The sequence below is a fragment of the Brachybacterium fresconis genome, assembly GCF_017876515.1.
Taxonomy (GTDB): Bacteria; Actinomycetota; Actinomycetes; order Actinomycetales; family Dermabacteraceae; genus Brachybacterium; species Brachybacterium fresconis.
In genome coordinates, this window is the sequence record NZ_JAGIOC010000001.1 from 1,605,781 (window position 1) to 1,631,380 (window position 25,600).

Genomic DNA, 25,600 nt, shown 5'->3' on the forward strand with positions numbered 1-25,600 from the left:
TTCGCGGTCACTCGGCGGAGCCGGGGGCCTGACGGATGCCCAGCTCGCGCTCGCGCAGGATCGTGTAGATCCGTGCGATGTCCTTCTTGACGGACCGCAGGCGGCCGGAGCTCTCGAGCTGACCGGTAGCGGACTGGAAACGAAGCTTGAACAGCTCGTCCTTGGCCTTCGCCAGCTCCTCGGCAAGCTTGACGTCGTCCAGCTTGTCCAGTTCATCGGCGGTGAGCTTGGTCGCTGCCATCAGATGTCACCACCCTCTCGGCTCAGAATGCGGCACTTCATGGGGAGCTTGTGCATCGCCAGGCGCAGGGCCTCGCGAGCGATCTCCTCGTCGACGCCGGTGATCTCGAACATGACCCGTCCCGGCTTGATATTGGCGACCCACCACTCGACGGAACCCTTGCCGGAGCCCATGCGGACCTCGGCAGGCTTCTTGGTGAGCGGTCGATCGGGGTAGATGTTGATGAACACCTTGCCGCCACGCTTCATGTAGCGGGTCATGGCGATACGTGCGGCCTCGATCTGGCGGTTGGTGACGTAGGCCGGCGCGAGCGCCTGGATGCCGTAGTCACCGAACGCCAGCTCGGTTCCGCCCTTGGCCATGCCGCTGCGGGTCGGGTGGTGCTGCTTGCGGTGCTTGGTCCTGCGAGGGATCAGCATTGTCGCTCAGGCCTCCGTTCCGGACTGCTCTGCGGGAGCGGACGCCGGCTGCTCGGCGGGAGCGGATGCCTGCGGAGCAGACTCCGGGTCCTCCCGACGGGCGGCTGCATTGCGCTCGTTACGACGGCCGCGCGGGCGCTCGGCACGCGGGCCGCGTCCGCCGGAGCGGGGACCCTGCGAGGCGGCCTGCTGGGCCGCGAGCTCCTTGGCGGTGACGTCGCCCTTGTAGATCCACACCTTCACGCCGATGCGGCCGAAGGCGGTGCGTGCCTCGTAGAAGCCGTAGTCGATGTTCGCGCGCAGGGTGTGCAGCGGCACGCGCCCTTCGCGGTAGAACTCGTTACGGCTCATCTCGGCACCGCCGAGGCGGCCGGAGACCGCCACGCGGATGCCCTTCGCGCCGGCGCGCTGCGCGGACTGCATGCCCTTGCGCATCGCACGACGGAAGGAGACGCGGGCGGCGAGCTGCTCGGCGATGCCCTGAGCGACCAGCTGGGCGTCGGCCTCGGGGTTCTTGACCTCGAGGATGTTCAGCTGGATCTGCTTGCCGGTGAGCTTCTCCAGCGCACCGCGCAGCCGCTCGGCCTCCGCGCCGCGACGCCCGATGACGATGCCCGGGCGGGCGGTGTGGAGATCGACGCGGACGCGATCCCGGGTGCGCTCGATCTCGACCTTGGAGATGCCGGCCCGCTCCATGCCCTTGGACATGAGCTTGCGGATCGCGACGTCTTCCTTCACGTAGTCGCGGTAGCGCTGACCCTCCTTGGAGGAGTCGGCGAACCACCGGCTGTTGTGCTCCGTGGTGATCCCGAGGCGGAACCCGTTCGGATTGACCTTCTGGCCCATTCGGGACTCCTTACTTGTTCACGGGAGCGACCACCACGGTGACGTGGCTGGTGCGCTTCTTGATCTGGAAGGCTCGACCCTGTGCACGCGGCTGGAACCGCTTCATGGTCGGACCTTCATCGACGAATGCGGCGGAGACGACGAGCTCGCGCTCGTCGAAGCGCTCCCCCGCCTGATCTGCCTTCACCCGCGCGTTGGCGATCGCGGACTCGACGAGCTTGAGGACGGGCGCGCTGGCTGCCTGCGGTGCGAACCGCAGGGTGTCCAGGGCCTCGGCCGTGCTCTTGCCACGAATCAGGTCCACAACGCGGCGAGCCTTCATGGGCGACATGCGGAGATGCCGCACCTGCGCCTTGGCTTCCATTGCTGTCCTGCTTTCTTCTGGATGTCGGGACGTGCTGCCGTGCTGAGGGTGATCAGCGACGACGGCCCTTTCTGTCGTCCTTCTCGTGGCCCTTGAAAGTCCGCGTGGGAGCGAACTCGCCGAGCTTGTGGCCGACCATCGACTCGGTGATGAACACCGTGACGTGCTTGCGACCGTCGTGCACTGCGAAGGTGTGGCCGAGGAAGTCCGGGGTGACGACCGAACGACGCGACCAGGTCTTGATGAGGTTCTTGGTGCCCTTGTCGTTCTGGACGTCCACCTTCTTCTGAAGGTGGTCGTCGACGAACGGGCCCTTGGCGATACTGCGAGGCATGTGTGGTTCTCCCTATCAGCGCTTCTTGCCGGTCCGACGACGGCGCACGATGAGCTTCTCGCTCTCCTTGCCCGGTCGACGGGTACGGCCCTCGGGCTGACCCCAGGGCGACACCGGATGACGACCACCGGAGGTACGGCCTTCGCCGCCACCGTGGGGGTGATCGTGGGGGTTCATGACGACGCCGCGCACGTGCGGACGCTTGCCCTTCCAGCGCATACGGCCGGCCTTGCCCCAACTGATGTTGGACTGCTCGGCGTTGCCGACCTCGCCGATGGTGGCGCGGCAGCGGGCGTCGACGTTGCGGATCTCCCCGGACGGCATGCGCAGCTGCGCATAGGGCCCGTCCTTGGCGACCAGCTGCACGGAGGCGCCCGCGCTGCGCGCGATCTTCGCGCCGCCGCCGGGGCGGAGCTCGATCGCGTGGATCACGGTGCCCAGCGGGATGTTGCGCAGCGGCAGGTTGTTGCCGGGCTTGATGTCCGAGCCTGCGCCGTTCTCGATCCAGTCGCCCTGACGCAGCTTCGACGGGGCGAGGATGTAACGCTTCTCGCCGTCGGCGTAGTGCAGCAGCGCGATGCGCGCGGTGCGGTTGGGGTCGTACTCGATGTGTGCGACCTTGGCGCCCACGCCGTCCTTGTCGTGACGACGGAAGTCGATCACGCGGTAGGCCCGCTTGTGGCCGCCGCCCCGGTGACGGGAGGTGATACGACCGTTGTTGTTGCGGCCGCCGGACTTGGACAGCGGGCGGACCAGCGACTTCTCCGGCGTGGATCGGGTGACCTCGACGAAGTCGGCGCCACTCGAGCCACGACGACCGGGCGTGGTCGGCTTGCTCTTACGAATTGCCATGTGGGTTTCCCTCAGACTCTCTTCGGCTCCTCGGATATCGGCCGCCTCAGGCGACCGACCCTCCGAAGATGTCGATGGCTCCGTCAGTCAGGGTGATCACGGCGCGCTTGGTGTCCTTGCGCTTGCCGGTCCCGAAGCGCGTGCGGCGCGACTTGCCCTGACGGTTGATCGTGTTCACCGAGGAGACCTTGACGTCGAAGATGGACTCGACGGCGATCTTGATCTCGGTCTTGTTGGCGCGGGCGTCCACCAGGAAGGTGTACTTGCCGTTGTCCATCAGCCCGTAGCTCTTCTCGGAGACGACCGGGGCCAGCAGGACGTCGCGGGGATCCTTGTTCAGCGAGGTCACTTCGACTCCTCCTCGGCGGCCTCATCGGCCGGGGTGGACTCCTTGACCGCGTTCACGAACCCGGCGGCCAGAGCGGCCTCCTCGGACGCGAACCAGACCTCGGCCTTGGTACGGCCGTACCACGGGGAGTCCTCGGTGTGGAACTTCTTCGAGCCCTGGTTGCCCTTGATGGCGAAGCCCTCGGGTGCGGAGCCGTCGGCCAGCGGGGCCGCGGAACCTGCACCGAAGGGGCTCTCCTCGGCAGCGGCGGCCGGCGCCTCGGAGGCCGGGGCGGCAGCAGCAGCCTTCGCCGTGGCGAAGGAGGAGGCAGGAAGGGTCAGGGTGGCCTGGGCCACGAAGTCCTCCAGCGCACCGGCGGTGAACACGACGTCGTCGGCGAGCATGACGTCGTAGGTGTTCACCTGGTCCGCGTACAGGACGTGGGTGGTCGGCAGGTTGCGCGAGCTCAGCGCGCCCAGGTCGTCATCACGACGCACGACGACCAGCAGGTGCCGGCGATCGGAGACGTGGGACAGGGTGACGCGGGCCGCCTGGGTGGAGGCGACGTCCCCGGTCAGCAGGGACGAGACCACGTGGACGCGGCCGTTGCGGGCCCGATCGGAGAGGGCACCGCGCAGAGCGGCGGCCTTCATCTTCTTCGGGGTGCGCTGGCCGTAGTCGCGCGGGACGGGGCCGTGGACGGTGCCGCCGCCGGCGAACTGCGGGGCGCGCAGGGAGCCCTGACGGGCACGACCGGTGCCCTTCTGCTTCCAGGGCTTCTTGCCGCCGCCACGCACCTCGGCGCGGGTCTTGGTCTTGTGGGTGCCCTGACGGGCCGCCGCCTGCTGGGCGACGACCACCTGGTGGATCAGGGGCACGTTGGTCTGCACGTCGAAGATCGACGCGGGCAGCTCGACGGTGCCGGACTTCTTTCCGGCGGTGTCGAGCACCTCGACGGTCAGGTTCGCTGCCATCGGGCTCAGGCCTCCTTCGCGGGGCTCTTGACAGCCGAGCGGACGAGCACGAGGCCGCCCTTGGCGCCGGGAACGGCACCCTTGACGAGCACGAGGCCCTTCTCGACGTCGACCGCATGAACGGTCAGGTTCTGGACACTGGTGCGATCGCTGCCCATGCGGCCAGCCATGCGCTGACCCCTGAAGACGCGACCGGGGGTGGAGGCGCCGCCGATGGACCCGGGCTTGCGGTGGTTGCGGTGCTGGCCGTGGGTGGCGCTGACGCCGGCGAAGCCGTGACGCTTCATGACGCCCGCGGTGCCCTTGCCCTTGGAGGTGCCGACGATGTCGACCTTCTGGCCGGATGCGAAGACCGACGCGTCGATCTCCTGACCGAGGCTGTACTCGGCGGCGTCCGCCGTGCGCAGCTCCACGAGGTGACGGCGCGGGGTCACGCCGGCCTTCTCGAAGTGGCCCTTCAGCGGGGCCGACACCTTGCGGGGGTCGATCTGGCCGTAGGCGATCTGCACGGCGTCGTACCCGTCGGTCTCGAGGGACCGGATCTGGGTGACGACGTTCGCACCGGTCTGCACGACGGTCACGGGGACCAGCTTTCCGCTGTCGTCCCAGACCTGGGTCATGCCGAGCTTGGTGCCGAGCACGCCGGACACCGGACGGGCCTTCTGCCCTGTCAGTTCGTTGCTCATGTCCACCTGCCTCAGAGCTTGATCTCGATATTGACGTCCGCCGGCAGGTCGAGACGCATGAGCGAGTCCACAGCCTTGGGCGTGGGGTCGACGATGTCGATCAGTCGCTTGTGCGTGCGCATCTCGAAATGCTCACGGGAGTCCTTGTACTTGTGGGGAGAACGGATCACGCAGAACACGTTCTTCTCGGTCGGCAGCGGCACCGGGCCCACGACCGTCGCACCCGCGCTGGAGACCGTCTCGACGATCTTGCGCGCCGAGGTGTCGATCACCTCGTGGTCGTACGACTTGAGCCGGATGCGGATCTTCTGTCCCGCCATGGCGTCCTGTCTCTCTTCTCGTCTGGCATGGATGCAGCCGATCCCGGTACCCGAGGACGGGCGTGTCGGCCTCTGCGGGGCACACAGCCCTGCCTACGGCCGCCGGATATCGGCTGCTTCTGCGTCGCTTCCCTCGTCGATGCGCGATCAGCGCCGGTGGCGCAGTTCGCATCCTCGGGACGGACCTCATCCGGTGATCATTCGCCGGGGTACTGGACCCACGGAGAACGGAACCGGGCATGTCGGCCCGCGCAGACAACTTGTACAGTCTGCCAGAGCCCTTCGCCGACGACAAGACGGGCCCGGGTGCACCCCGTCACATCGGGGGCCCCGAGCCCGTCCGGAGGCCTCGACCGGGCGCATCACCCGCCGCTGCCTCGCGGCGGGTCGGCCGTCACCGGGCGATCATTTGTCCGAGCCGCGCCCGACGCCGCCCTGCAGCTGGCGCTGGAAGATCGCGTAGACGATGAGCACCGGCAGGATCGTGATGGTCACGGCGGCGAACATCGCGCCCCAATCCGACTGGTAGCCCTGCTGGGCCTGCATGTTCGCAAGCCCCTGGGCGAGCACGAACTTACTCTGGTCCGTGTTGAGCACGACCGGCAGCAGGAACTGGTTCCACAGGCCCAGGAAGTTGAAGATGGTCACGCTGGCGAGCCCGGGAGCCGCCATCGGGACCATCACCGTGAAGAAGGTGCGGAAGTCCCCCGCACCGTCGATGGCGGCGGCCTCGGCGATCTCTTCCGGCAGCTGTCGGAAGAACGCGTAGAGGAAGAACACCGTGAACGGCAGGGCGAAGCCGGCATAGGCCAGGATCAGCCCTACGTAGGTGTTCCGCAGCCCCATCGATTCCAGCACGAAGAACAGGGGCACCACGGCGAGGAACAACGGGAAGGTGAGCCCGGCGATCATCCCGTAGTAGATCACCCGACGCCCGGGGAAAGCGTACCGCGCCAGGACGTATGCGCACATGGAGCCCAGCAGCATCACCAGGAACAGCGCTCCGCCGACGACGATCAGCGTGTTCCCGAAGAACCGGCCGATGCCGGCCTCGGTCCAGGCGGTCACGAAGTTCTCGAGGTTCAGCTTCTCGGGAAGGCTGAACGGAGACGTGAGGATCTCCCGCGAGTTCTTGAACGAGCTGTAGAAGGTCCACAGCAGCGGAAGGACCACCAGCAGCGCCCAGATGGTCAGGACCACGTTGGCGATGACACCGAACGTCCGGTCCCCGCCGGAGGACGCGGAACGGGCACGTCCACGCCGAGATCCGGAGGTGTCGGCGGAGTGCGCTCGCGCGGGGTCCGTCGGTGCGGTCCGCGCGGCATCGGGGCTCTTCGCCATCACACATCCTTCCGTCGGAAGCTGAACAGGACGATCACGGCCATGAGCATGGTCACGAGAGCGAGCACCACGCCCATGGCCGAGGCGAGCCCGAACCGCGAGTCGAAGAATGCCGTCTGATACAGGTACCGGGAGATGACCTCCGTGCTCTTGGCCGTGCCGCCGTTCGGGGTCATCACCTGGACGTACACGAACATGTCCAGCGCGACGATCCCCATGTACACGGCGGCCGTCGAGACGTTCTCCCGGATCATCGGCAGGATCACCTGCACGGACAGTCGCATGCGCCCACAGCCGTCAAGACGTGCGGCCTCGACGACCTCGGCGGGGACCGCGTGGATCGCCGCGACGAAGAGCACCATGTAGAACCCGAGCAGGTTCCAGACCACGGCCAGCATGACCGCGATCAGCGCGAAGTCCGGGTCTCCCAACCAGCCGATCCCCGGGTCCAGGCCGATCAGGCCCAGGGTGCCGTTGAGCAGCCCGCCGTTGGGTGAGTAGATGAAGGCGAACAGGATGCCGACCACGACGGCCGGGATCACGTAGGGGAAGAAGCTCACCATGCGGAAGAAGTTCGCCCCGCGCACGCCCCGGATCTCGCCGCGCGTGCTGCCGCCGACCGTGACCAGGATTGCCAGCGCGAACGCCAGCACGATCACGATCGTGGGCAGCGCGACCAGCAGGATCAGGTTGTTGGTCAGCGCCTTGAGAAAGGTGGGGTCCTGGAACAGCGTGACGTAGTTGCCCAGTCCGATGAACTCGGGCGCGGCCGCCAGGCCCCGCCAGTCCGTCAACGAGTAGTAGATCGCCTGCGCGACCGGCCAGACGACGATGACGACGTACAGCAGCAGCGGCAGTCCGAGGAAGACCGCGAAGAACAGGGCTCGAGCGGGTGTGATCCTGCGCAGAGCCCCTCGGGTGCGCGGAGGCGTTCCCGAGGGGACTGCTGTGGGAACGGCCGCCATCACTCGGGGACGTCGAACTTCTCGATGCTGTCGTCCTCGCGGATCGCATCGAACAGACCCTGCTCCCGCTCCCGGGCCTCGTCGGCCGTCAGGGCGCCGCTGAGGAACTCCGTCCACAAGGTGACGGTGTCCGGGCCCATCCCGTACCAGTCACGATGGTTGTAGTGGAAGGTGTTGTCCCCGGCGGCCGTGATCATCTCGTTGGTGGAGGCCAGGGCCGTCGACCCGAAGGCATCCTCGGGAATGGTGTCCTTGAGGATCGTCGGGGACGATGTGATCTTCGAGAAATTCTGTGCCTGCTCCTGGGAGAGCATGATGCGCAGGAACTCGAGGCCGCCGGCCCCGTTCTCGGCCTCGCTGGGGACGAAGAACGGCTCCCCCGCCGTGCCGTGGATGGTCTCCGGCGGCATGGCGCCCCCCGAGCTGAGCTGCGGGGTGGGCACGCCCACCATCTCGTAGTCCTCCGGGGTGATTCCCTTCTGCTCGTTCTCGATCCATGAGCCCGACGGATACATGACGGCGTCGCCCGTGACCCACTGCGCCTGCGCCTCGGTGTGCTTGATGCCTGCGCCGCCCGAGAGGAAGTACCCCGCTTTGACCGCGTCCTCGATCGCCGCATACGCGGCGACGACGGAATCCTGCTCGAAGGCGTCGGGCTCGAGGCGGTCGAGATTCTTCCGCACCTCGAGGCCGCCCTCCTTGATCGCCATCGAGACGGCGAGCTCCCGGTAGTAGTTCGAGGCGTTCTGCCCGCCCCACGGGAACAGCGCCAGGTCCTCGCTCTTGGCCGTCTCCCCGATGGTCATCACGTCATCCCAGGTGACGGGCGGAGTCCAGCCCTTCTCCTCGAACTGCTTGCGGGAGAACCACACCGCATAGACGGTGTAGACATAGTTGAGGGCGTACAGCTTCCCGGAGTAGGTGCCCGGAGTCAGCGAGCCGGGGATCAGCAGATCCTTGAGCGTGCCTCCGTCGAGGGACGGGGCCTCGACCAGCTGATCGAGCTCTGCCACGCTGCCCTCCCCCACCAGCGCACCGGCGTTCATGGACTGTGCACCGGAGTTGTCGAAGAGGTCCGGCGGGTTGCCGCCGATGAAGCGAGGCTGCAGGTCCGGTTGGATGTTCACGGTGGAGGAGACCTTCACGTCGGCGTCCGGGTACATCTCCCCGTACTTCGTGCCGGCGTCCTTCGCGTACTGGTCGCCGTAGCCGCCGTTGAAGATGACGACGTCGACCTTCGCGTCGCCCGAGACACCGAAGGGGTTGTCGTCGGAGACCTCCCCCTCTCCGGTGCCGACGCCCGCATCGTCGTCGCCCTCGTCACCGCCGCCGCCACCGCCGCCACCGGCGGCACAGGCGCTCAGGGCAGCAGCCCCGGTGCCCACCCCGGCCAGGCCGAGGAAGAGTCGTCGGGACGCTCCGAGCTTCTCAGCCGGCGTGTCGAGCATGGTGGAATCCTTGGGGTCTTCCATTGCTCCCTCTTTCATCATTGAAACTGAGGATGTCCTGTTCAGGGTGCGCGACGCGACGCCGCACCGCTGGCGTCAGTATAGAAGCGCTCTGCTCAGATCTGCGTGTCTCACGAGACGCGTGATCAAAAAGTTGCAAAGGTGTCACCGATCGGCAGGGGCCGATCGACTGGTCGAGCACGATCACGCACCTGCTGGTCCCATGCTGGTCCCGTGCGCGTGCTCGCGACACTGACTGCTGGTCCCGTGCGCGTGCTCGCGACACTGACTGCTGGTCCCGTGCCCGTGCGCGAGCTACGTGCTCACCTGCGCATGGGCGCGTCGGGGGCTTGCGAGCACTTCCCATCCGGCATTCACCCGCAGTCCAGCCGCCTCGCCAACTCCTGACCTACGCTGGCACGATGAACCAGCCACCGCAGTCCCCCTCCCCGCTGACAGCGCGGCTGTACGACCTGGAGTACCCGCGGTCCCTCGGGGTCTACAGCACGTACCAGGAGGTGCAGGCCGTCGTCGACACCCTCGCCGACAAGCACTTCCCGGTGCAGTCCACCTTGATCGTCGGCACAGACCTGAAGCTCATGGAGCGGGTCACCGGCCGTAAGACCTGGGGTCGCATCATCGGTCAGGGCATCATGTCGGGGCTGTGGATGGGCCTGTTCCTCGGCATCCTGCTGTTCCTGATCACCTCGCCCAGCAGCATCTGGGTGGTGCTGACCAGCGTGCTGATGGGCATCGTGTTCTTCACGGTCTGGACCGCGGTCGGCCATCTGCTCACCGGGGGCAAGCGCGACTTCACGTCGATGGTCGCCACGATCCCCATGCAGTACGAGCTGCTCGTCGAGCACAAGCACGCCGAGCAGGCTCGTCAGCTGCTGGCGGAGTCCGGCGCCGTGCCGATGACCTCCCCGCCGCCGCCCGGAACCGTGCCCGGGTACGAGGCCGGTGGTATCCGCGGGGGCGGGAGCGGGAGCCCGCAGCAGTTCGGCCAGCAGGCGGGCCACGGCCAGCCCGGTCAGCAGTACGGCCAGGGGCAGTCAGGCCAGCAGTACGGCCACGGCCAGCCCGGTCAGCAGGCGGGGCACGGCCAGCCCGGTCAGCAGTACGGCCAGGGACAGTCCGGCCACGGCCAGTTCGGTCAGCAGTACGGCCAGGGACAGTCCGGCCACGGCCAGTTCGGTCAGCAGTACGGCCAGGGACAGTTCGGCCAACGGCCGGGCCAGCAGTACGGCCAGCAGGACGGTCGCCAAGACGGTCAGCGGCCGTACGGTCAGGCACCGGATGCTCAGGACGGAAAGAGCTCCCCCGCCTGGCCGGGATCTGATCCCGGCCCGGCGGCACCGCCCGCTTCGCCGTCCGGACGGCCGTCGTACGGACAGCCCGCCACGCCAGCCCCCGCCGGCACCGGCGAGGATCGACCCTCCCGGTCCGGGCGCGCCTCCTTCGGTCAGCCTGCCGGAACACCGCTGCGCGAGCATGAACCGACCACGGATCCTCGCGACGGCCCGGACGATTCCTCGCATCCCGACGCATCCCGCTCCTCGAGCAGTTCGCCGGCGGACGACGACCCCTCCCGCGGATCTCGCTGATCCCTTCGGAGCACCGCCTCGGACTGCCGGGCCCGCTGGGGCCGGCCCTCGGCTGACGGGTACCGCCCTCGTCGTCACCTGCGCCGCCGGGCTGCCGGGCCTGCTGGGGCGGGCCCTCGGCCGACTCGGTGCCGCCCTCGTCGTCACCTGCGCCCCTGCTCCGCCGTCCGGTGGGGCGGGGGCGCTCTCGTGCACAAGACCCTGAGACCCTGACGACGCCGACGCGACCGCAGCGACGTCGCCGCCGGCCTGCTCTCCGGCAGACCCTCGGTCCCCGGACCCGTCGGAGGAGCCTCCGCTGCGGACGCGGTGGCGCACCGGGGACCGGACATGGGCCTGTGATCGCATCCACCGGCGCTCGGTGAGCACGTGACGCCGTACAGCGCACAGCGTGCTCGTCATACGCCACTCGATGCGACCGGCTCCCAACGCGCATCTCCTCGGCCCGGAATGCGCAGATACTCGGCCCGGAATGCACGGAGACTCAGCCCGGATGCACGGAGACTCGGCCCGGAATGCACGAAGGCCCCGACCCGGAAACCCGGGTCGGGGCCTTCGTCGACGCAGCGTCCTCAGGACGCCGTCACCGCTGCGGGGTCGCCCCCGCGATGATCACTTGACGATCGTGGTGACGCGGCCGGAGCCCACGGTGCGGCCACCCTCGCGGATGGCGAAGCCGAGGCCCTCCTCCATGGCGATCGGCTGGATCAGCTCGACCGTCATCTCGGTGTTGTCGCCGGGCATGACCATCTCGGTGCCCTCGGGCAGCGTGATGACGCCGGTGACGTCGGTGGTCCGGAAGTAGAACTGCGGACGGTAGTTCGAGTAGAACGGGTTGTGACGGCCGCCCTCGTCCTTGGACAGGATGTAGACCTGCGCCTCGAAGTTGGTGTGCGGGGTGATCGAACCCGGCTTCACGATGACCTGGCCACGCTCGACCTCGTCACGCTTGGTGCCACGCAGCAGCAGGCCGCAGTTCTCGCCGGCCCACGCCTCGTCCATCTGCTTGTGGAACATCTCGATGCCGGTGACGATCGTCTTCTGCGGCGCACGGATGCCGACGATCTCGATCTCGGAGTTGATCGCGAGCTTGCCGCGATCGACCTTGCCGGTCACGACGGTGCCGCGACCCTGGATCGTGAAGACGTCCTCGACCGGCATGAGGAAGGGCTGGTCCATGTCACGGACCGGATCCGGGATGGACTCGTCCACCGCATCCATGAGGTCCTCGACGGACTTGACCCACTTCTCCTCGCCCTCGAGCGCCTTGAGCGCGGAGACCTTGATGATCGGCGCGTCCTCGTCGAAGCCCTGCTCGGTCAGCATCTCGCGGACCTCCATCTCGACGAGCTCGATGATCTCCTCATCGTCGACCATGTCGGCCTTGTTGAGCGCGGCGAGAACGTAGGGGACGCCGACCTGCTTCGCGAGCAGGACGTGCTCACGGGTCTGCGCCATCGGGCCGTCGGTGGCGGCGACCACGAGGATCGCACCGTCCATCTGAGCGGCGCCGGTGATCATGTTCTTGACGTAGTCGGCGTGGCCGGGGGCATCGACGTGCGCGTAGTGGCGCTTATCGGTCTCGTACTCGATGTGCGAGACGTTGATCGTGATGCCGCGCTGCTTCTCCTCGGGCGCATTGTCGATCGTGTCGAAGTCACGGGCCTTGTTCAGCTCCGGGAACTTGTCGTACAGGACCTTGGAGATCGCGGCGCTCAGCGTCGTCTTGCCGTGGTCGACGTGACCGATGGTGCCGATGTTGACGTGCGGCTTGGTCCGCTCGAACTTGGCCTTGGCCATGGTGGTGTCCTCCTAGGACTTCTTCTCGTGGTACTTCTGGATCGGGATCGGATCCCTCCCGGGAGGGGAGGTGGTCCGATGGAAGTGCGGGGGAACAGGAGAAGGAGCCTACCTGCTCCCCCGGCTTCTCACTCGCCCCGGGTCTTCGCGATGATCTCCTCAGCGATGCTGGCGGGGACCTCCGCGTAGCTGTCGAACTGCATCGTGTACATCGCCCGACCCTGGGTCTTGGACCGCAGGTCGCCGACGTAGCCGAACATCTCCGACAGCGGGACGAGAGCACGGACGATCTTGACCCCGCTCGCGTCCTCCATCGACTGGACCTGACCGCGTCGTGCGTTCAGGTCGCCGATGACATCTCCCATGTACTCCTCCGGAGTACGGACCTCGACGTCCATGAGCGGCTCGAGGATGACCGGCTGCGCCTTGCGCAGAGCCTCCTTGGCCGCCATGGAGCCGGCGATCTTGAACGCCATCTCCGAGGAGTCGACGTCGTGGAACGCACCGTCGATGAGGTCAGCCTTCACGTTCACGACCGGGTAGCCGGCGACGATGCCCGACTCGAGGGCACTCTGGATGCCCGCGTCCACGCTCGGGATGTACTCGCGCGGGATGCGGCCACCGGTGACCTTGTTGTCGAACTCGTAGAAGACGCCGTCCTCGGCATCGGTCAGCGGGCCGAAGGTGATCTGCACCTTCGCGAACTGGCCGGAGCCGCCGGTCTGCTTCTTGTGGGTGAAGTCGTACTTCTCCACGACGCGCTTGATGGTCTCGCGGTAGGCGACCTGCGGCTTGCCGATGTTCGCCTCGACGTTGAACTCACGGCGCATGCGGTCCACGAGGATGTCGAGGTGGAGCTCGCCCATGCCGCGGATGACCGTCTGGCCGGTCTCCTCGTCCAGCTGCACCTGGAAGGTCGGATCCTCCTTGGCCAGCTTCTGGATGGCGACGCCCAGCTTCTCCTGGTCGCCCTTGGTCTTGGGCTCGATGGCCACCGAGATGACCGGCTCCGGGAAGCTCATGGACTCCAGCTGGATCTGCTGGTTCGGATCCGTGAGCGTGTCGCCCGTGGTGGTGTCCTTGAGGCCGATGAAGGCGTAGATGTGGCCCGCGAAGGCCTCCTCCACCGGATTCTCCTTGTTGGAGTGCATCTGGAAGAGCTTGCCGACGCGCTCCTTCTTGCCGGTGGTGGCGTTGACGATCTGCTCGCCCTGCTTCACCTGGCCCGAGTACACGCGCACGTAGGTCAGCGACCCGAAGAACGGGTGCGTGGCGACCTTGAACGCGAGGGCCGAGAACGGCTCGTCCCAGTCGGCGCTGCGGGTCAGCTCGACGCTCTCGTCGCTCGGCTTGTGACCCACCATGGGGGGCACGTCGAGCGGGGAGGGCAGGTAGTCGATGACGCCGTCGAGCATGGGCTGGACGCCCTTGTTCTTGAAGGCGGTGCCGCAGAAGACCGGGTAGGCCTCGGAGTTGACCGTCATCGCACGGATGCCGGACTTCAGCTCGGCGACGGTGAGGTCGCCCTCCTCGAGGTACTTGTCCATGAGCTCCTCGGAGCTCTCGGCGACGTCCTCGACGAGCTTGCCGCGGTACTCGTCGACCGTGTCCTGCAGATCGGCGGGGATCGGGATCTCGCGCTGCCACTGGCCGCGCGAGGGGTCACCCTTCTTCGAGTTGATGGCCTTCATGTCCTCCTCGAGGATCTCCGGCCAGTCGTAGGCCTTCATCTCGACGAGGTCGACGATGCCGGTGAAGTCGTTCTCGGCACCGATCGGGACCTGCATGACCAACGGCTTGGCGCCGAGACGGTCGACGATGGTCCTGACGGTGAAGAAGAAATCCGCACCCAGCTTGTCCATCTTGTTGACGAAGCAGACGCGCGGGACGTCGTACTTGTCGGCCTGGCGCCAGACGGTCTCGGACTGGGGCTCCACGCCCTCCTTGCCGTCGAACACCGCGACGGCGCCGTCGAGCACGCGCAGCGAGCGCTCCACCTCGACGGTGAAGTCGACGTGGCCGGGGGTGTCGATGATGTTGATCTGGTTGTCGTGCCAGTAGCAGGTCGTCGCGGCCGACGTGATCGTGATGCCGCGCTCCTTCTCCTGGTCCATCCAGTCCATGGTGCCGGCGCCGTCGTGGGTCTCGCCCATCTTGTAGTTCACGCCGGTGTAGAAGAGGATGCGCTCGGTGGTGGTGGTCTTGCCGGCATCGATGTGAGCCATGATGCCGATGTTTCGGACCTTGTTCAGGTCACTGAGCACTGCGAGTGCCACGGGCTTGAGCCTTTCTGGAGAACGGAAGCTGGTCGACGTGCCGGAGGGCAGTCGGTGGGGCCCACCCGTGCAGGGGGACCCCACCTGAACTCACCAGCGGTAGTGCGCGAAGGCCCGGTTGGACTCGGCCATCTTGTGAGTGTCCTCGCGACGCTTCACCGCGGCACCGAGGCCGTTGGACGCGTCGAGGATCTCGTTCATCAGTCGCTCGGTCATGCTGTTCTCGCGACGGGCGCGGGAGTAGCTGACGAGCCAGCGCAGCGCCAGCGTGGTGGCGCGGCCGGGCTTGACCTCGATCGGGACCTGGTAGGTCGCACCGCCGACGCGGCGGGAGCGGACCTCGAGGGACGGCCGGATGTTGTCCAGCGCCTTCTTCAGGGTGACGACCGGATCCTGGCCGTTCTTCTCGCGAGCGCCCTCGAGGGCGTCGTACACGATGCCCTCGGCGACGGTCTTCTTGCCGTCCAGGAGGATCTTGTTGATGAGCTGGGTGACGATCGGCGAGCCGAAGACGGGGTCGACGGCCAGCGGGCGCTTGGGAGCGGGGCCCTTACGAGGCATTACTTCTTCTCCTTCTTGGCGCCGTAGTGGGAGCGGGCCTGCTTGCGGCCCTTCACTGCCTGGGTGTCGAGCGCGCCACGGACGATCTTGTAGCGCACACCGGGGAGGTCCTTCACACGACCACCGCGGACGAGCACGATCGAGTGCTCCTGGAGGTTGTGGCCCTCACCCGGGATGTATGCGGTGACCTCGACGCCGGTGGAGAGGCGCACACGGGCGATCTTCCGCAGCGCCGAGTTCGGCTTCTTGGGGGTCTGGGTGTACACGCGCGTGCAGACGCCGCGGCGCTGGGGAGACCCCTTGAGCGCGGGCGTGCTGGAGGAACCGGACCTGGCGTCCCGTCCCTTGCGCACCAACTGCTGGATAGTGGGCACAGCTTCTCTTCCTGTTCAGCCCTCGGCGCTGTTGGCACCGAAGGATCGACTTCTTCGACCGCTCCTGCGGCCGGCGACCCGATGCACCGTCCCCACGCCCGGGGAACGTCGGCGGATCGACCCGCCCGTCAGGTGATGGCACCTGCCGGGCGTCCAGGAGGACCGTGATCGGTGCCCACGGGCGGTGCCGGGCATGGCAGCCGTCCCGCATTCGGGCACGCCGCGAGGATCCGCTCCTCGCGGGGGACACCCTCCGCGATCTCCCCGCAGGGTGATCACGGGACTCGTCCCGGGTCACGACCAGAGGGCACTCCGGACGCAGTGGCAGTCTACTGAGGCGCGCCGCATGCGGTCAAAGCCTCTGGAGGGTTCCGACGCAGATCACATGACGGTCCGTGACCGGACCACTCCCCCGGTCCGGTCCGGACACGCACGAGCGCGCCGCGATGATCGCGGCGCGCTCGTGCGGTGCAGGTCAGCGGCTGCTCGACGCCGTCAGGGTCGAGGGACCGTCGGAGGGAGCCGAGGGACCGCCGGACCGATCGGTCCCGCTCAGCCGATCCCGAGCTGGGAGGTGCAGGAGGGCCATGCGCCCCAGCCCTGGGTGGCCTGGACGTTCTTGGCCACGGCGATCTGCTGGGCGCGGCTGGCCTGGTGGGCCACCGGAGCGTACTGCCCGCCGCCGAATGCCTGCCAGGTGGACTTGGTGAACTGCAGGCCGCCGGAGAATCCGTTGCCCGTGTTGATCGACCAGTTGCCGCCCGACTCGCACTGGGCCAGGCGATCCCAGACCGACCCGCTGGGAGCGGCCGGGGCGGAGGCGCCGGTGCTGCCGGACTCGGAGGTCGACTCGCGCTCGGAGCTGCGCGAGGAGGAGCTCTCCGAGCGCGAGGAATCCGAGGAGTCCGAGGAGTCCGAGGAGGAGTCGGAGCTCTGCTCCTTCGGCTCGGGCTCGGGCTTCGGCTCGGGCTTCGGCTCCGGCTCGGGAGCCGGCTTGGTCCCCTCGGCCACGACCTTGTCGACGGGCTTGCTGGTGACCTTCTCCGAGACCAGCTCGGAGTCGGTGACCTCGCCGTCGACGACGGTGTCGGTGAAGACCTTCTCCGTCGTGCCCTTCTTGCCCTCGGTGGTGACCTCGGTCTTGCCCTCGAGGAGGTCGTCGTCCTCGACCGTCTTGGTCTCGAACGGGATGTCCTCCGTCTCGGTGCGCTCCTTCTCGCGGATGCGCTGGACCGTGATGGTCGCGCCGTCCTCGAGGATCGAGTCGCGGTCGACGGAGGCCTTGTCGGTGTCCTCGATGTTGCCGAGGACCTTCTTCATGGCCTCGTCGACGGTCAGCGCGGTGACATCGAAGGTGTCCTGGCCACGGGCACCCTTGAAGGTCACGGTCTTGCGGGTGACGACGTTGATGTGTGCGGAGTCGTCCGGCAGCTCGGTCTCGGCCTTCGGGCTGACCCGAGCGCCCTCGGCCTCGTAGTCCACGTCCTCGAGCGCATCGCCGACGGTGTCACCCGTGGTGAGCAGCTTCTGGTCCTTGCCGTCGATGGTGACGGTCACCGGCGTGCGCTGGACGACCTGGATCTTCATGCCGTCGGTGACGGTCTCGCCCAGATCCGGGACCACGAGGTCGGTGTCCTTGACCTCGATGCCCTGCGCCTGCAGCAGCTCGGAGACGGTCGGGCTGAAGGTGCGCACGGTCGACTGGTCGCCGTACACGGTCACCGCCGCCTCGTTGGACATGGCGAAGGCGGTGCCCCCACCACCCAGGCCGACGACGCATACGGTCGCAGCCGCGACGATCCACGGAGTCTTCTTCACTGTTCCACCTGTTCTCTGCCGCCCCTCGACGGCCTCGTTCCCTGAGCACATGTGCCCCGGAGACGGGGCCGGGAGTTCCGGCGCGAGCGCGCTGCCGATGTCGGAGCGCTGCGGGAAGGTCGCGGGAACTGCCGTGGTCCATGGTTCCGCCCCGCGCCCGTCCCGGGGAAGGCCGACACCCAGACTTTGGGCAAGGCCCCGAGAGATTTTTACCCTCCCGTGAAGAACGGAGTCCTCCAGGTCACGTCAGCGCCCGCTGAGCGGGCCCTGGGCGTGGTGCGGGACACGCGACGAGGGGCGGCCCCACCGTGTGGTGGGACCGCCCCTCGGGGTGGTCGCTGAGGGCCTGGTGGCCGTTCAGCGCTCCTGGCGACTCAGCGGAAGTCGGTGCGGAACGGGTCGGCGTAGTCGATGTCGTCGAGGTTGACGGCACCGGTCTGGCCGAAGCCGGAGAAGTCCAGCTCGTCGTAGCCGGGCACCTGGTACATCTGTGCCTTGGCCTCGTCGGTGGGCTCGACCGCGATGCGGCGGAAGCGCGACAGGCCGGTGCCCGCCGGGATGAGCTTGCCGATGATGACGTTCTCCTTGAGCCCCATGAGCTGATCGCTCTTGCGGTTCAGGGCGGCTTCGGTGAGCACGCGGGTGGTCTCCTGGAAGGAGGCCGCCGACAGCCACGAATCGGTCGCCAGCGACGCCTTGGTGATGCCCATCAGCTCCGGACGGCCCGAGGCCGGCTGACCGCCCTCGGAGAGGATCCGCCGGTTCTCGCGCTCGAAGATGACGCGCTCGGCGAAGTCACCGGGCAGCAGGTCGGTGTCACCGGATTCGATGATCGTCACGCGACGCAGCATCTGGCGCACGATGACCTCGATGTGCTTGGCGTGGATGTCCACGCCCTGGCTGATGTACACCTTCTGCACCTCGTCCACCAGGTGCTGCTGCACCGTGCGGGGACCGAGGATGCGCAGAACCTGCTTGGGATCGACCGAACCCTGGCACAGCTGCTGGCCGACGCCGATGTGGTCGCCGTCCGCGATCAGCAGGGTGACGCGCTTGGAGACCGTGTAGGTCACGGGGTCCGAGCCGTCGTCCGGGGTCACGGTGATCCGGCGCTGCTTGTCGTTCTCCTCGACCTCCGCGCGACCGGCGAACTCCGAGATCGGCGCGAAGCCGGCCGGGGTACGGGCCTCGAAGAGCTCCTGGATACGGGGCAGACCGTGCGTGATGTCGCCGTCCGCGCTGGCCACACCACCGGAGTGGAAGGTGCGCATGGTCAGCTGGGTGCCGGGCTCGCCGATGGACTGGGCCGCGACGATGCCGACGGCCTCGCCGATGTCGACCAGCTGACCGGTCGCGAGCGACTTGCCGTAGCACTTGGCGCAGGTGCCCACCGCGGAGTCACAGGTCAGCACGGAGCGGACCTTGAGCTCGCGCACGCCGGCCTCGACGAGCTGCTCGATGAGCACATCGCCCACCTCGGAGCCGGCCGGAGCCGCCTCCGTGCCGTCGGCGCCGATCGCCGCGGTGGCCAGGACACGTCCGTACGCCGTCGACTCCACGTGCTCGTGGGCACGCAGCGCACCGGCCTCCTCGACCGCGATCGGGAGCATCAGACCCTTGGTCGTCCCACAGTCGTCCTCGCGGACGATGACGTCCTGGGAGACATCGACCAGACGACGGGTCAGGTAGCCCGACTGCGCGGTCTTCAAGGCGGTGTCCGCCAGGCCCTTGCGGGAGCCGTGCGAGGCGATGAAGTACTCCAGGACCGAGAGCCCCTCCTTGTAGTTGGAGAGGATCGGACGCGGGATGATCTCGCCCTTGGGGTTGTTCACCAGACCGCGCATACCGGCGATCTGACGGATCTGCATCCAGTTGCCGCGGGCGCCCGAGTCCACCATCCGGTAGATGGTGTTGGTCGAGTCGAAGTTCTCCCGCATGGCCTTGTCGACCTCGTTGGTGCCCTCGGTCCAGATGTCGATGAGCTCCATGTTGCGCTCGGTCTCGGAGACCAGACCGAGGTCGCGGTTCTCCTGGACCTGTGCGGCCTTCGCCTCGTACCTCGCGATGATCTCCGCCTTGTTCGGCGGGGTCACGACGTCGGACAGCGCGAAGGACGCACCCGAACGGGTCGACCACGAGAAGCCGTAGGACTTCAGAGCGTCCAGCGACGCCGCGACCTGGCCCTTGTCGTAGCGCTCGGCGAGAGCGTTGACGATCCCGCCCAGGCGCTTCTTGCCGACCTGGCCCTGCACGTAGGGGAAGTCCTCCGGCAGCGTCTCGTTGAAGTAGACGGTGCCCAGGGTGGTGTCCAGGATGATCGGATCACCCTCGGTCCATCCCTCGGGGGCCTCCCAGTCGCTCGGCGGCACGACGTCGGTGAAGCGCATGTTCACCGGCGCGTTCAGGTGCAGGTCGCCACGGTCGAAGGCCATGATCGCCTCCGCCACCGAGGCGAAGGAGCGGCCGACGCCGGCCACGTCCTCGCGGCGCGTCGTGAGGTGGTAGAGCCCGATGATCATGTCCTGGGCGGGCATGGTCACGGGACGACCGTCGGACGGCTTGAGGATGTTGTTGCTGGACAGCATCAGGATGCGGGCCTCGGCCTGCGCCTCCGCCGACAGCGGCAGGTGCACCGCCATCTGGTCGCCGTCGAAGTCCGCGTTGAACGCGGCGCACACGAGCGGGTGCAGGTGGATGGCCTTGCCCTCCACCAGCTGCGGCTCGAAGGCCTGGATGCCCAGACGGTGCAGCGTCGGCGCACGGTTCAGCAGCACCGGGTGCTCGGTGATGACCTCTTCGAGGACGTCCCACACCTCGGGGCGAGCGCGCTCGACCATCCGCTTGGCGGCCTTGACGTTCTGCGCGTGGCTGAGCTCGACCAGCCGCTTCATGACGAAGGGCTTGAACAGCTCGAGCGCCATGCCCTTGGGCAGACCGCACTGGTGCAGCCGCAGCTGCGGGCCGTTGACGATGACGGAGCGGGCGGAGTAGTCCACGCGCTTGCCCAGCAGGTTCTGACGGAAGCGTCCCTGCTTGCCCTTGAGCATGTCGGACAGCGACTTCAGCGGGCGGTTGCCCGGTCCGGTGACCGGGCGGCCCCGACGGCCGTTGTCGAACAGCGAGTCGACCGACTCCTGCAGCATGCGCTTCTCGTTGTTCACGATGATCTCGGGCGCGCCGAGGTCCAGCAGCCGCTTGAGACGGTTGTTGCGATTGATCACGCGACGGTACAGATCGTTGAGATCGGAGGTCGCGAAGCGGCCGCCGTCCAGCTGCACCATCGGTCGCAGATCCGGCGGGATGACCGGGACGCAGTCCAGGACCATGCCGGCAGGCGCGTTGGTGGTCGAGCGGAAGGCGGAGACGACCTTGAGGCGCTTCAGCGCCCGGGCCTTCTTCTGCCCCTTGCCGGTGGCGATCACCTCGCGCAGGATCTCCGCCTCGGAGTCGAGGTCGAAGTCCAGCAGGCGGCGCTGCAGCGCCTCGGCGCCCATGCCGCCCTCGAAGTAGGTGCCGTAGCGCAGCTTCATGGCGCGGTAGAGCTGCTCGTCGCCCTCGAGGTCGGCGACCTTGAGAGTCTTGAAGCGCTCCCAGATGGCGGTGACGCGCTCGATCTCCGCATCGAACTTCTTGCGGATCTGTGCCTGCTCGCGCTCGGAGGAGTCGCGGACCTTGCGCTTCGCGTCGGCCTTGGCACCCTCCTCCTCGAGCTGGGCGAGGTCCTTCTCGGCGGACAGGGCGCGGTCGTTCAACGCGGCGTCCCGGTCGTTGCCGAGCTCCTTGACCTCCAGGTCGTAGCGCGCCTGCAGGTCGGGCATGTCCTCGTGGCGAGCCTGCTCGTCCACCGAGGTGATCATGTACGCGGCGAAGTAGATGATCTTCTCGAGATCCTTCGGCGCGAGGTCCAGCAGGTAGCCGAGGCGGCTCGGCACGCCCTTGAAGTACCAGATGTGGGTGACGGGAGCGGCGAGCTCCACGTGGCCCATGCGCTCACGGCGCACGGAGGACTTGGTGACCTCCACGCCGCAGCGCTCGCAGACGATGCCCTTGAAGCGCACGCGCTTGTACTTGCCGCAGTAGCACTCCCAGTCCCGGGTGGGGCCGAAGATGCGCTCGCAGAACAGGCCGTCCATCTCGGGCTTCAGGGTGCGGTAGTTGATGGTCTCCGGCTTCTTGACCTCGCCGTGGGACCAGCCGCGGATGTCGTCGGCGGTGGCGAGGCCGATGCGCAGCTCGTCGAAGGTGTTGACGTCGATCACAGGTGTCCTTCTCTCGATCGGAAGAGGGGGTGTCTGAGGGAACGGGGGTCGAGGGCGGGGCCAGGGGCCGACGACGGCGTGCGTCGTCGGGCCCGGCCCGCGTCCCTCAGACCTCTTCGATGGAGCCGACGCCCTCGTGGGGTCGGCGGGACAGGTCGATGCCGAGCTCCTCCGCGGCGCGGAAGACCTCCTCGTCGCTCTCCTTGACGTCCTGGGCGGTGCCGTCGCTGGACAGCACCTCGACGTTCAGGCACAGCGACTGCATCTCCTTGAGCAGCACGCGGAAGGACTCGGGGATCCCGGGCTCCGGGATGTTCTCGCCCTTGACGATGGCCTCATAGACCTTCACGCGGCCGGCGATGTCATCCGACTTGATGGTCAGCAGCTCCTGCAGGGCGTAGGCGGCGCCATAGGCCTCGAGGGCCCAGACCTCCATCTCGCCGAAGCGCTGGCCGCCGAACTGGGCCTTACCGCCCAGCGGCTGCTGCGTGATCATCGAGTACGGACCCGTCGAGCGGGCGTGCAGCTTGTCGTCCACCAGGTGGTGGAGCTTCAGGATGTACATGTAGCCCACGGAGATGGACTCGGGCAGCGGCTCGCCGGAGCGACCGTCGAACAGCTGCGCCTTGCCGTCCTCCTTGACCATCCGCACCCCGTCCCGGTTGGGGCGGTGATTGGCGATCAGGCCGGTGACCTCCTCGGCCGAGAGGCCGTCGAAGACCGGGACCGCGACCGGGGTGTCCGGCTCGCCGTGCAGAGCCGCCTCGGGCAGCTCGGCGGCGTTGGGGTCGCTGGGGTCGAGATCCCAGCCGGCCTTGGCCACCCAGCCCAGGTGGGTCTCCATGACCTGGCCGATGTTCATACGGCCGGGCACGCCCATGGGGTTGAGGATGATGTCGACCGGGGTGCCGTCCTCGAGGAACGGCATGTCCTCGACCGGCAGGATCTTCGCGATGACGCCCTTGTTGCCGTGACGGCCGGCGAGCTTGTCACCGTCGGTGATCTTGCGCTTCTGGGCCACGTAGACGCGGACCATGTCGTTGACGCCGGTGGGGAGGATGTCCCCGTCCTCGTCCTCGGTGAACACGCGCACGCCGATGACGGTGCCGGACTCGCCGTGGGGGACGCGCAGCGAGGTGTCGCGCACCTCGCGGGCCTTCTCGCCGAAGATGGCGCGCAGCAGGCGCTCCTCCGGGGTCAGCTCGGTCTCGCCCTTGGGGGTGACCTTGCCGACCAGGATGTCTCCGGGCTCGACCTCGGCGCCGATGCGGATGATGCCGCGCTCGTCGAGATCGGCCAGCACGTCGTCGCCGACGTTCGGGATGTCGCGGGTGATCTCCTCCTTGCCCAGCTTCGTGTCGCGGGCGTCGACCTCGTGCTCCTCGATGTGGATCGAGGTCAGGACGTCGTCCTGGACCAGGCGCGAGGACAGGATGATGCCGTCCTCGTAGTTGTGGCCCTCCCAGGACATGAAGGCGACCAGCAGGTTCTTGCCCATGGACAGCTCGCCCTCGTCGGTCGAGGGACCATCGGCCAGGATCGAACCGGCCTCGACGCGGTCACCCTCGTCGAACAGCACGCGCTGATTGTAGGAGTTGCCGGCGTTGGAGCGCTGGAACTTCCCGATCGGGTACGTCTGACGGGTGCCGTCGTCGGCCATGACCTGGATCAGATCGGCCGACAGCTCCTCGATGACGCCGCCCTTCTCGGAGACGACGACATCGCCCGCGTCGACGGCGGCACGACGCTCCATGCCGGTGCCGACCAGCGGCATCTCCGCCTTCAGCAGCGGAACGGCCTGGCGCTGCATGTTCGAGCCCATGAGCGCACGGTTGGCGTCGTCGTGCTCGAGGAAGGGGATCATCGCGGTGGCGACGGAGACCATCTGGCGGGCGGAGACGTCCATGTAGTCGACGTCGCCCGCATCGACCAGGTCCGGCTCGCCGCCGGGCAGGCGCACCAGCACCTGGTCCTGGACGAAGCGGTCGTCGTCGCCGATCTTCGCATTCGCCTGGGCGATGATGTGGCGATCCTCGTCGTCCGCGGTGAGGTAGACGGTCTCGTCGGTGACCAGACCGTCGATGACCTTGCGGTACGGCGTCTCGATGAAGCCGAAGGGGTTGATGCGGGCGAAGGTCGCCAGCGACCCGATCAGACCGATGTTCGGACCCTCAGGGGTCTCGATCGGGCACATGCGGCCGTAGTGCGAGGGGTGGACGTCACGGACCTCCATGCCGGCGCGGTCACGGGAGAGGCCGCCCGGGCCCAGCGCCGAGAGGCGACGCTTGTGGGTCAGGCCCGACAGCGGGTTGTTCTGGTCCATGAACTGCGAGAGCTGGGAGGTCCCGAAGAACTCCTTGATCGCGGCCGTCACGGGACGGATGTTGATCAGGGTCAGCGGGGTGATCGCCTCGACGTCCTGCGTGGTCATGCGCTCGCGGACGACGCGCTCCATGCGGGACAGGCCGGTGCGGACCTGGTTCTGGATGAGCTCGCCGACGGCGCGGATGCGACGGTTGCCGAAGTGGTCGATGTCGTCGGTCTCCACCCGGATGGTCCTGCCATCCTTGCTGGTGGTCTCCGCGAGGCCGTCGTGCAGCGCGACGATGTACTTGATCGCGCCGACGATGTCCTCCAGGCGGAGGGTCGACTCGGACAGGCGGCCCTCGAGACCGAGCTTCTTGCCGATCTTGTAGCGGCCGACCTTGGCGAGGTCGTAGCGCTTGGCGTTGAAGTAGAGGTTGTTGAGCATGGCCTCGCCCGCATCGCGCGTGGGCGGCTCGCCCGGACGCTGCTTGCGGTAGATGTCCATGAGCGCCTCGTCCTGCGAGGTGATGCGGTCCTTCTCGAGTGTCGAGCGCATGGACTCGAACTCGCCGAACTCCTCGAGGATGTCGCTGTGGGACATGCCCAGCGCCTGCAGCAGCGTGGTCACCGACTGCTTGCGCTTGCGGTCGATGCGCACGCCGACCTGGTCGCGCTTGTCGACCTCGAACTCGAGCCAGGCACCGCGCGAGGGGATGACCTTCGTGCTGTAGATGCGCTTGTCGCTGGTCTTGTCGATGCTCTCCTCGAAGTACACGCCCGGGGAGCGGACCAGCTGGGAGACGACGACACGCTCGGTGCCGTTGATGATGAAGGTGCCCTTGTCGGTCATGAGCGGGAACTCGCCCATGAAGACCGTCTGGGTCTTGATCTCACCGGTCTCGTTGTTCATGAACTCCGCGATCACGTACAGCGGAGCGGCGTAGGTGAGGTCCTTCTCCTTGCACTCGTCGACCGTGTACTTCGGGTCGTCGAAGGTGTGGTCCCGGAAGGACAGCGACATATTGCCGGCGAAGTCCTCGATCGGGGAGATCTCTTCGAGGATGTCGGCGAGACCGGAGGTCTGCGGGACGTCCTCACGACCGGAGGCAACGGCCTCCGCGGCACGCTCCTGCCAGAGGTCGTTGCCCAGCAACCAGTCGAACGAGGTGGTCTGCAGACTCAGCAGATCCGGAACGTCGATGGGGTCGCCGAGCTTCGCGAAGGTCACGCGAGGAGAGGCGGTGCGAAGTGCGATGTCGTTAGTGCGATCGGTGCTCGAGGCAGCCAAGGGGGGTCCTTCCACAGGCCGATGACGGAATCCCAGGCGCGGCGAACACCCGTCAGGGTGGTGGAGCAGGAATGACGGACTGCCGGAGCAGTCAGAGCAGCAGAACCCACGGGCGACGCACAGCGCAAGGACCGAGCATACACAAATTCGCGGATGGACGCAACGGTCGCGGCGCGACCGGCTCCATCCGCG

The 25,600-nt window shown here is 67.5% G+C and carries 21 protein-coding genes; 1 reads left to right on the forward strand and 20 read right to left on the reverse strand.

The window, feature by feature from the left end:
* Positions 1-7: 7 nt before the first annotated feature.
* The 13 genes from rpmC to ngcE form a co-directional block, all read right to left on the reverse strand.
* Positions 8-241, reverse strand: coding sequence for a 50S ribosomal protein L29 (gene rpmC, locus JOF44_RS07370; RefSeq protein ID WP_114853752.1), 234 nt, complete (start codon positions 239-241; stop codon positions 8-10).
* Entirely contained in the window at positions 241-660 is a 420-nt protein-coding gene (gene rplP / locus JOF44_RS07375; protein WP_209889200.1) for a 50S ribosomal protein L16, read from the reverse strand. The genes rpmC and rplP overlap by 1 nt, the downstream gene beginning before the upstream one ends.
* Before the next feature lie 6 nt (positions 661-666).
* Positions 667-1,506 (reverse strand): 30S ribosomal protein S3, encoded by an 840-nt coding sequence (rpsC, locus tag JOF44_RS07380; RefSeq protein ID WP_209889203.1) that lies wholly within the window; start codon positions 1,504-1,506, stop codon positions 667-669.
* Between the two features lie 10 nt (positions 1,507-1,516).
* Complete coding sequence (gene rplV, locus JOF44_RS07385; RefSeq protein WP_209889205.1) at positions 1,517-1,870, reverse strand: 50S ribosomal protein L22; 354 nt, start codon at positions 1,868-1,870, stop codon at positions 1,517-1,519.
* A gap of 52 nt (positions 1,871-1,922) precedes the next feature.
* A complete protein-coding gene (rpsS, locus tag JOF44_RS07390) occupies positions 1,923-2,204 on the reverse strand; it encodes a 30S ribosomal protein S19 (protein ID WP_209889207.1) in 282 nt (93 codons plus the stop codon).
* Between the two features lie 15 nt (positions 2,205-2,219).
* Positions 2,220-3,056 (reverse strand): 50S ribosomal protein L2, encoded by an 837-nt coding sequence (gene rplB / locus JOF44_RS07395; protein ID WP_209889211.1) that lies wholly within the window; start codon positions 3,054-3,056, stop codon positions 2,220-2,222.
* Between the two features lie 46 nt (positions 3,057-3,102).
* Entirely contained in the window at positions 3,103-3,405 is a 303-nt protein-coding gene (gene rplW / locus JOF44_RS07400; RefSeq protein WP_209889214.1) for a 50S ribosomal protein L23, read from the reverse strand.
* Entirely contained in the window at positions 3,402-4,358 is a 957-nt protein-coding gene (rplD, locus tag JOF44_RS07405; RefSeq protein ID WP_209889217.1) for a 50S ribosomal protein L4, sunset domain variant, read from the reverse strand. The genes rplW and rplD overlap by 4 nt, the downstream gene beginning before the upstream one ends.
* A 5-nt stretch (positions 4,359-4,363) precedes the next feature.
* Positions 4,364-5,044, reverse strand: a complete 681-nt coding sequence (gene rplC / locus JOF44_RS07410) for a 50S ribosomal protein L3 (RefSeq protein WP_209889220.1) — start codon at positions 5,042-5,044, stop codon at positions 4,364-4,366.
* Between the two features lie 11 nt (positions 5,045-5,055).
* Positions 5,056-5,364 carry a 30S ribosomal protein S10 gene (gene rpsJ / locus JOF44_RS07415; RefSeq protein WP_076808092.1) on the reverse strand — a complete coding sequence of 103 codons (309 nt, stop codon included), beginning with the start codon at positions 5,362-5,364 and terminating at the stop codon, positions 5,056-5,058.
* A gap of 405 nt (positions 5,365-5,769) precedes the next feature.
* On the reverse strand, positions 5,770-6,705 hold the full coding sequence (locus JOF44_RS07420) for a carbohydrate ABC transporter permease (RefSeq protein WP_209889223.1): 936 nt from the start codon (positions 6,703-6,705) through the stop codon (positions 5,770-5,772).
* Positions 6,705-7,670 (reverse strand): carbohydrate ABC transporter permease, encoded by a 966-nt coding sequence (locus JOF44_RS07425; protein ID WP_209889226.1) that lies wholly within the window; start codon positions 7,668-7,670, stop codon positions 6,705-6,707. Before JOF44_RS07425 ends, JOF44_RS07420 begins: the two co-directional genes overlap by 1 nt.
* On the reverse strand, positions 7,670-9,118 hold the full coding sequence (ngcE, locus tag JOF44_RS07430) for an N-acetylglucosamine/diacetylchitobiose ABC transporter substrate-binding protein (RefSeq protein ID WP_245348888.1): 1,449 nt from the start codon (positions 9,116-9,118) through the stop codon (positions 7,670-7,672). Before ngcE ends, JOF44_RS07425 begins: the two co-directional genes overlap by 1 nt.
* Before the next feature lie 422 nt (positions 9,119-9,540).
* Here ngcE and JOF44_RS07435 point away from each other — a divergent pair, with 422 nt between their 5' ends.
* On the forward strand, positions 9,541-10,725 hold the full coding sequence (locus tag JOF44_RS07435; protein WP_209889230.1) for a YflT domain-containing protein: 1,185 nt from the start codon (positions 9,541-9,543) through the stop codon (positions 10,723-10,725).
* A gap of 612 nt (positions 10,726-11,337) precedes the next feature.
* Here the strand turns inward: JOF44_RS07435 and tuf are convergent.
* The 7 genes from tuf to rpoB all read right to left on the reverse strand — a co-directional run bounded on the left by tuf (position 11,338) and on the right by rpoB (position 25,408).
* Entirely contained in the window at positions 11,338-12,525 is a 1,188-nt protein-coding gene (tuf, locus tag JOF44_RS07440; protein WP_209889231.1) for an elongation factor Tu, read from the reverse strand.
* Between the two features lie 128 nt (positions 12,526-12,653).
* Entirely contained in the window at positions 12,654-14,801 is a 2,148-nt protein-coding gene (gene fusA / locus JOF44_RS07445) for an elongation factor G (protein ID WP_209889233.1), read from the reverse strand.
* Positions 14,802-14,891: 90 nt separating this feature from the next.
* The gene (gene rpsG, locus JOF44_RS07450) at positions 14,892-15,362 is read right to left on the reverse strand and encodes a 30S ribosomal protein S7 (protein WP_076808104.1); all 471 of its coding nucleotides are present in this window, start codon (positions 15,360-15,362) and stop codon (positions 14,892-14,894) included.
* Positions 15,362-15,736, reverse strand: a complete 375-nt coding sequence (rpsL, locus tag JOF44_RS07455) for a 30S ribosomal protein S12 (RefSeq protein WP_076808106.1) — start codon at positions 15,734-15,736, stop codon at positions 15,362-15,364. Before rpsL ends, rpsG begins: the two co-directional genes overlap by 1 nt.
* A gap of 552 nt (positions 15,737-16,288) precedes the next feature.
* The gene (locus tag JOF44_RS20955) at positions 16,289-17,554 is read right to left on the reverse strand and encodes a resuscitation-promoting factor (protein WP_209889235.1); all 1,266 of its coding nucleotides are present in this window, start codon (positions 17,552-17,554) and stop codon (positions 16,289-16,291) included.
* A gap of 374 nt (positions 17,555-17,928) precedes the next feature.
* Entirely contained in the window at positions 17,929-21,813 is a 3,885-nt protein-coding gene (locus JOF44_RS07465; RefSeq protein WP_209889239.1) for a DNA-directed RNA polymerase subunit beta', read from the reverse strand.
* A 106-nt stretch (positions 21,814-21,919) separates the two neighbouring features.
* Positions 21,920-25,408: a DNA-directed RNA polymerase subunit beta gene (rpoB, locus tag JOF44_RS07470; RefSeq protein ID WP_209889243.1), complete on the reverse strand. Its 3,489-nt coding sequence runs from the start codon at positions 25,406-25,408 to the stop codon at positions 21,920-21,922.
* Between the last annotated feature and the right edge of the window lie 192 nt (positions 25,409-25,600).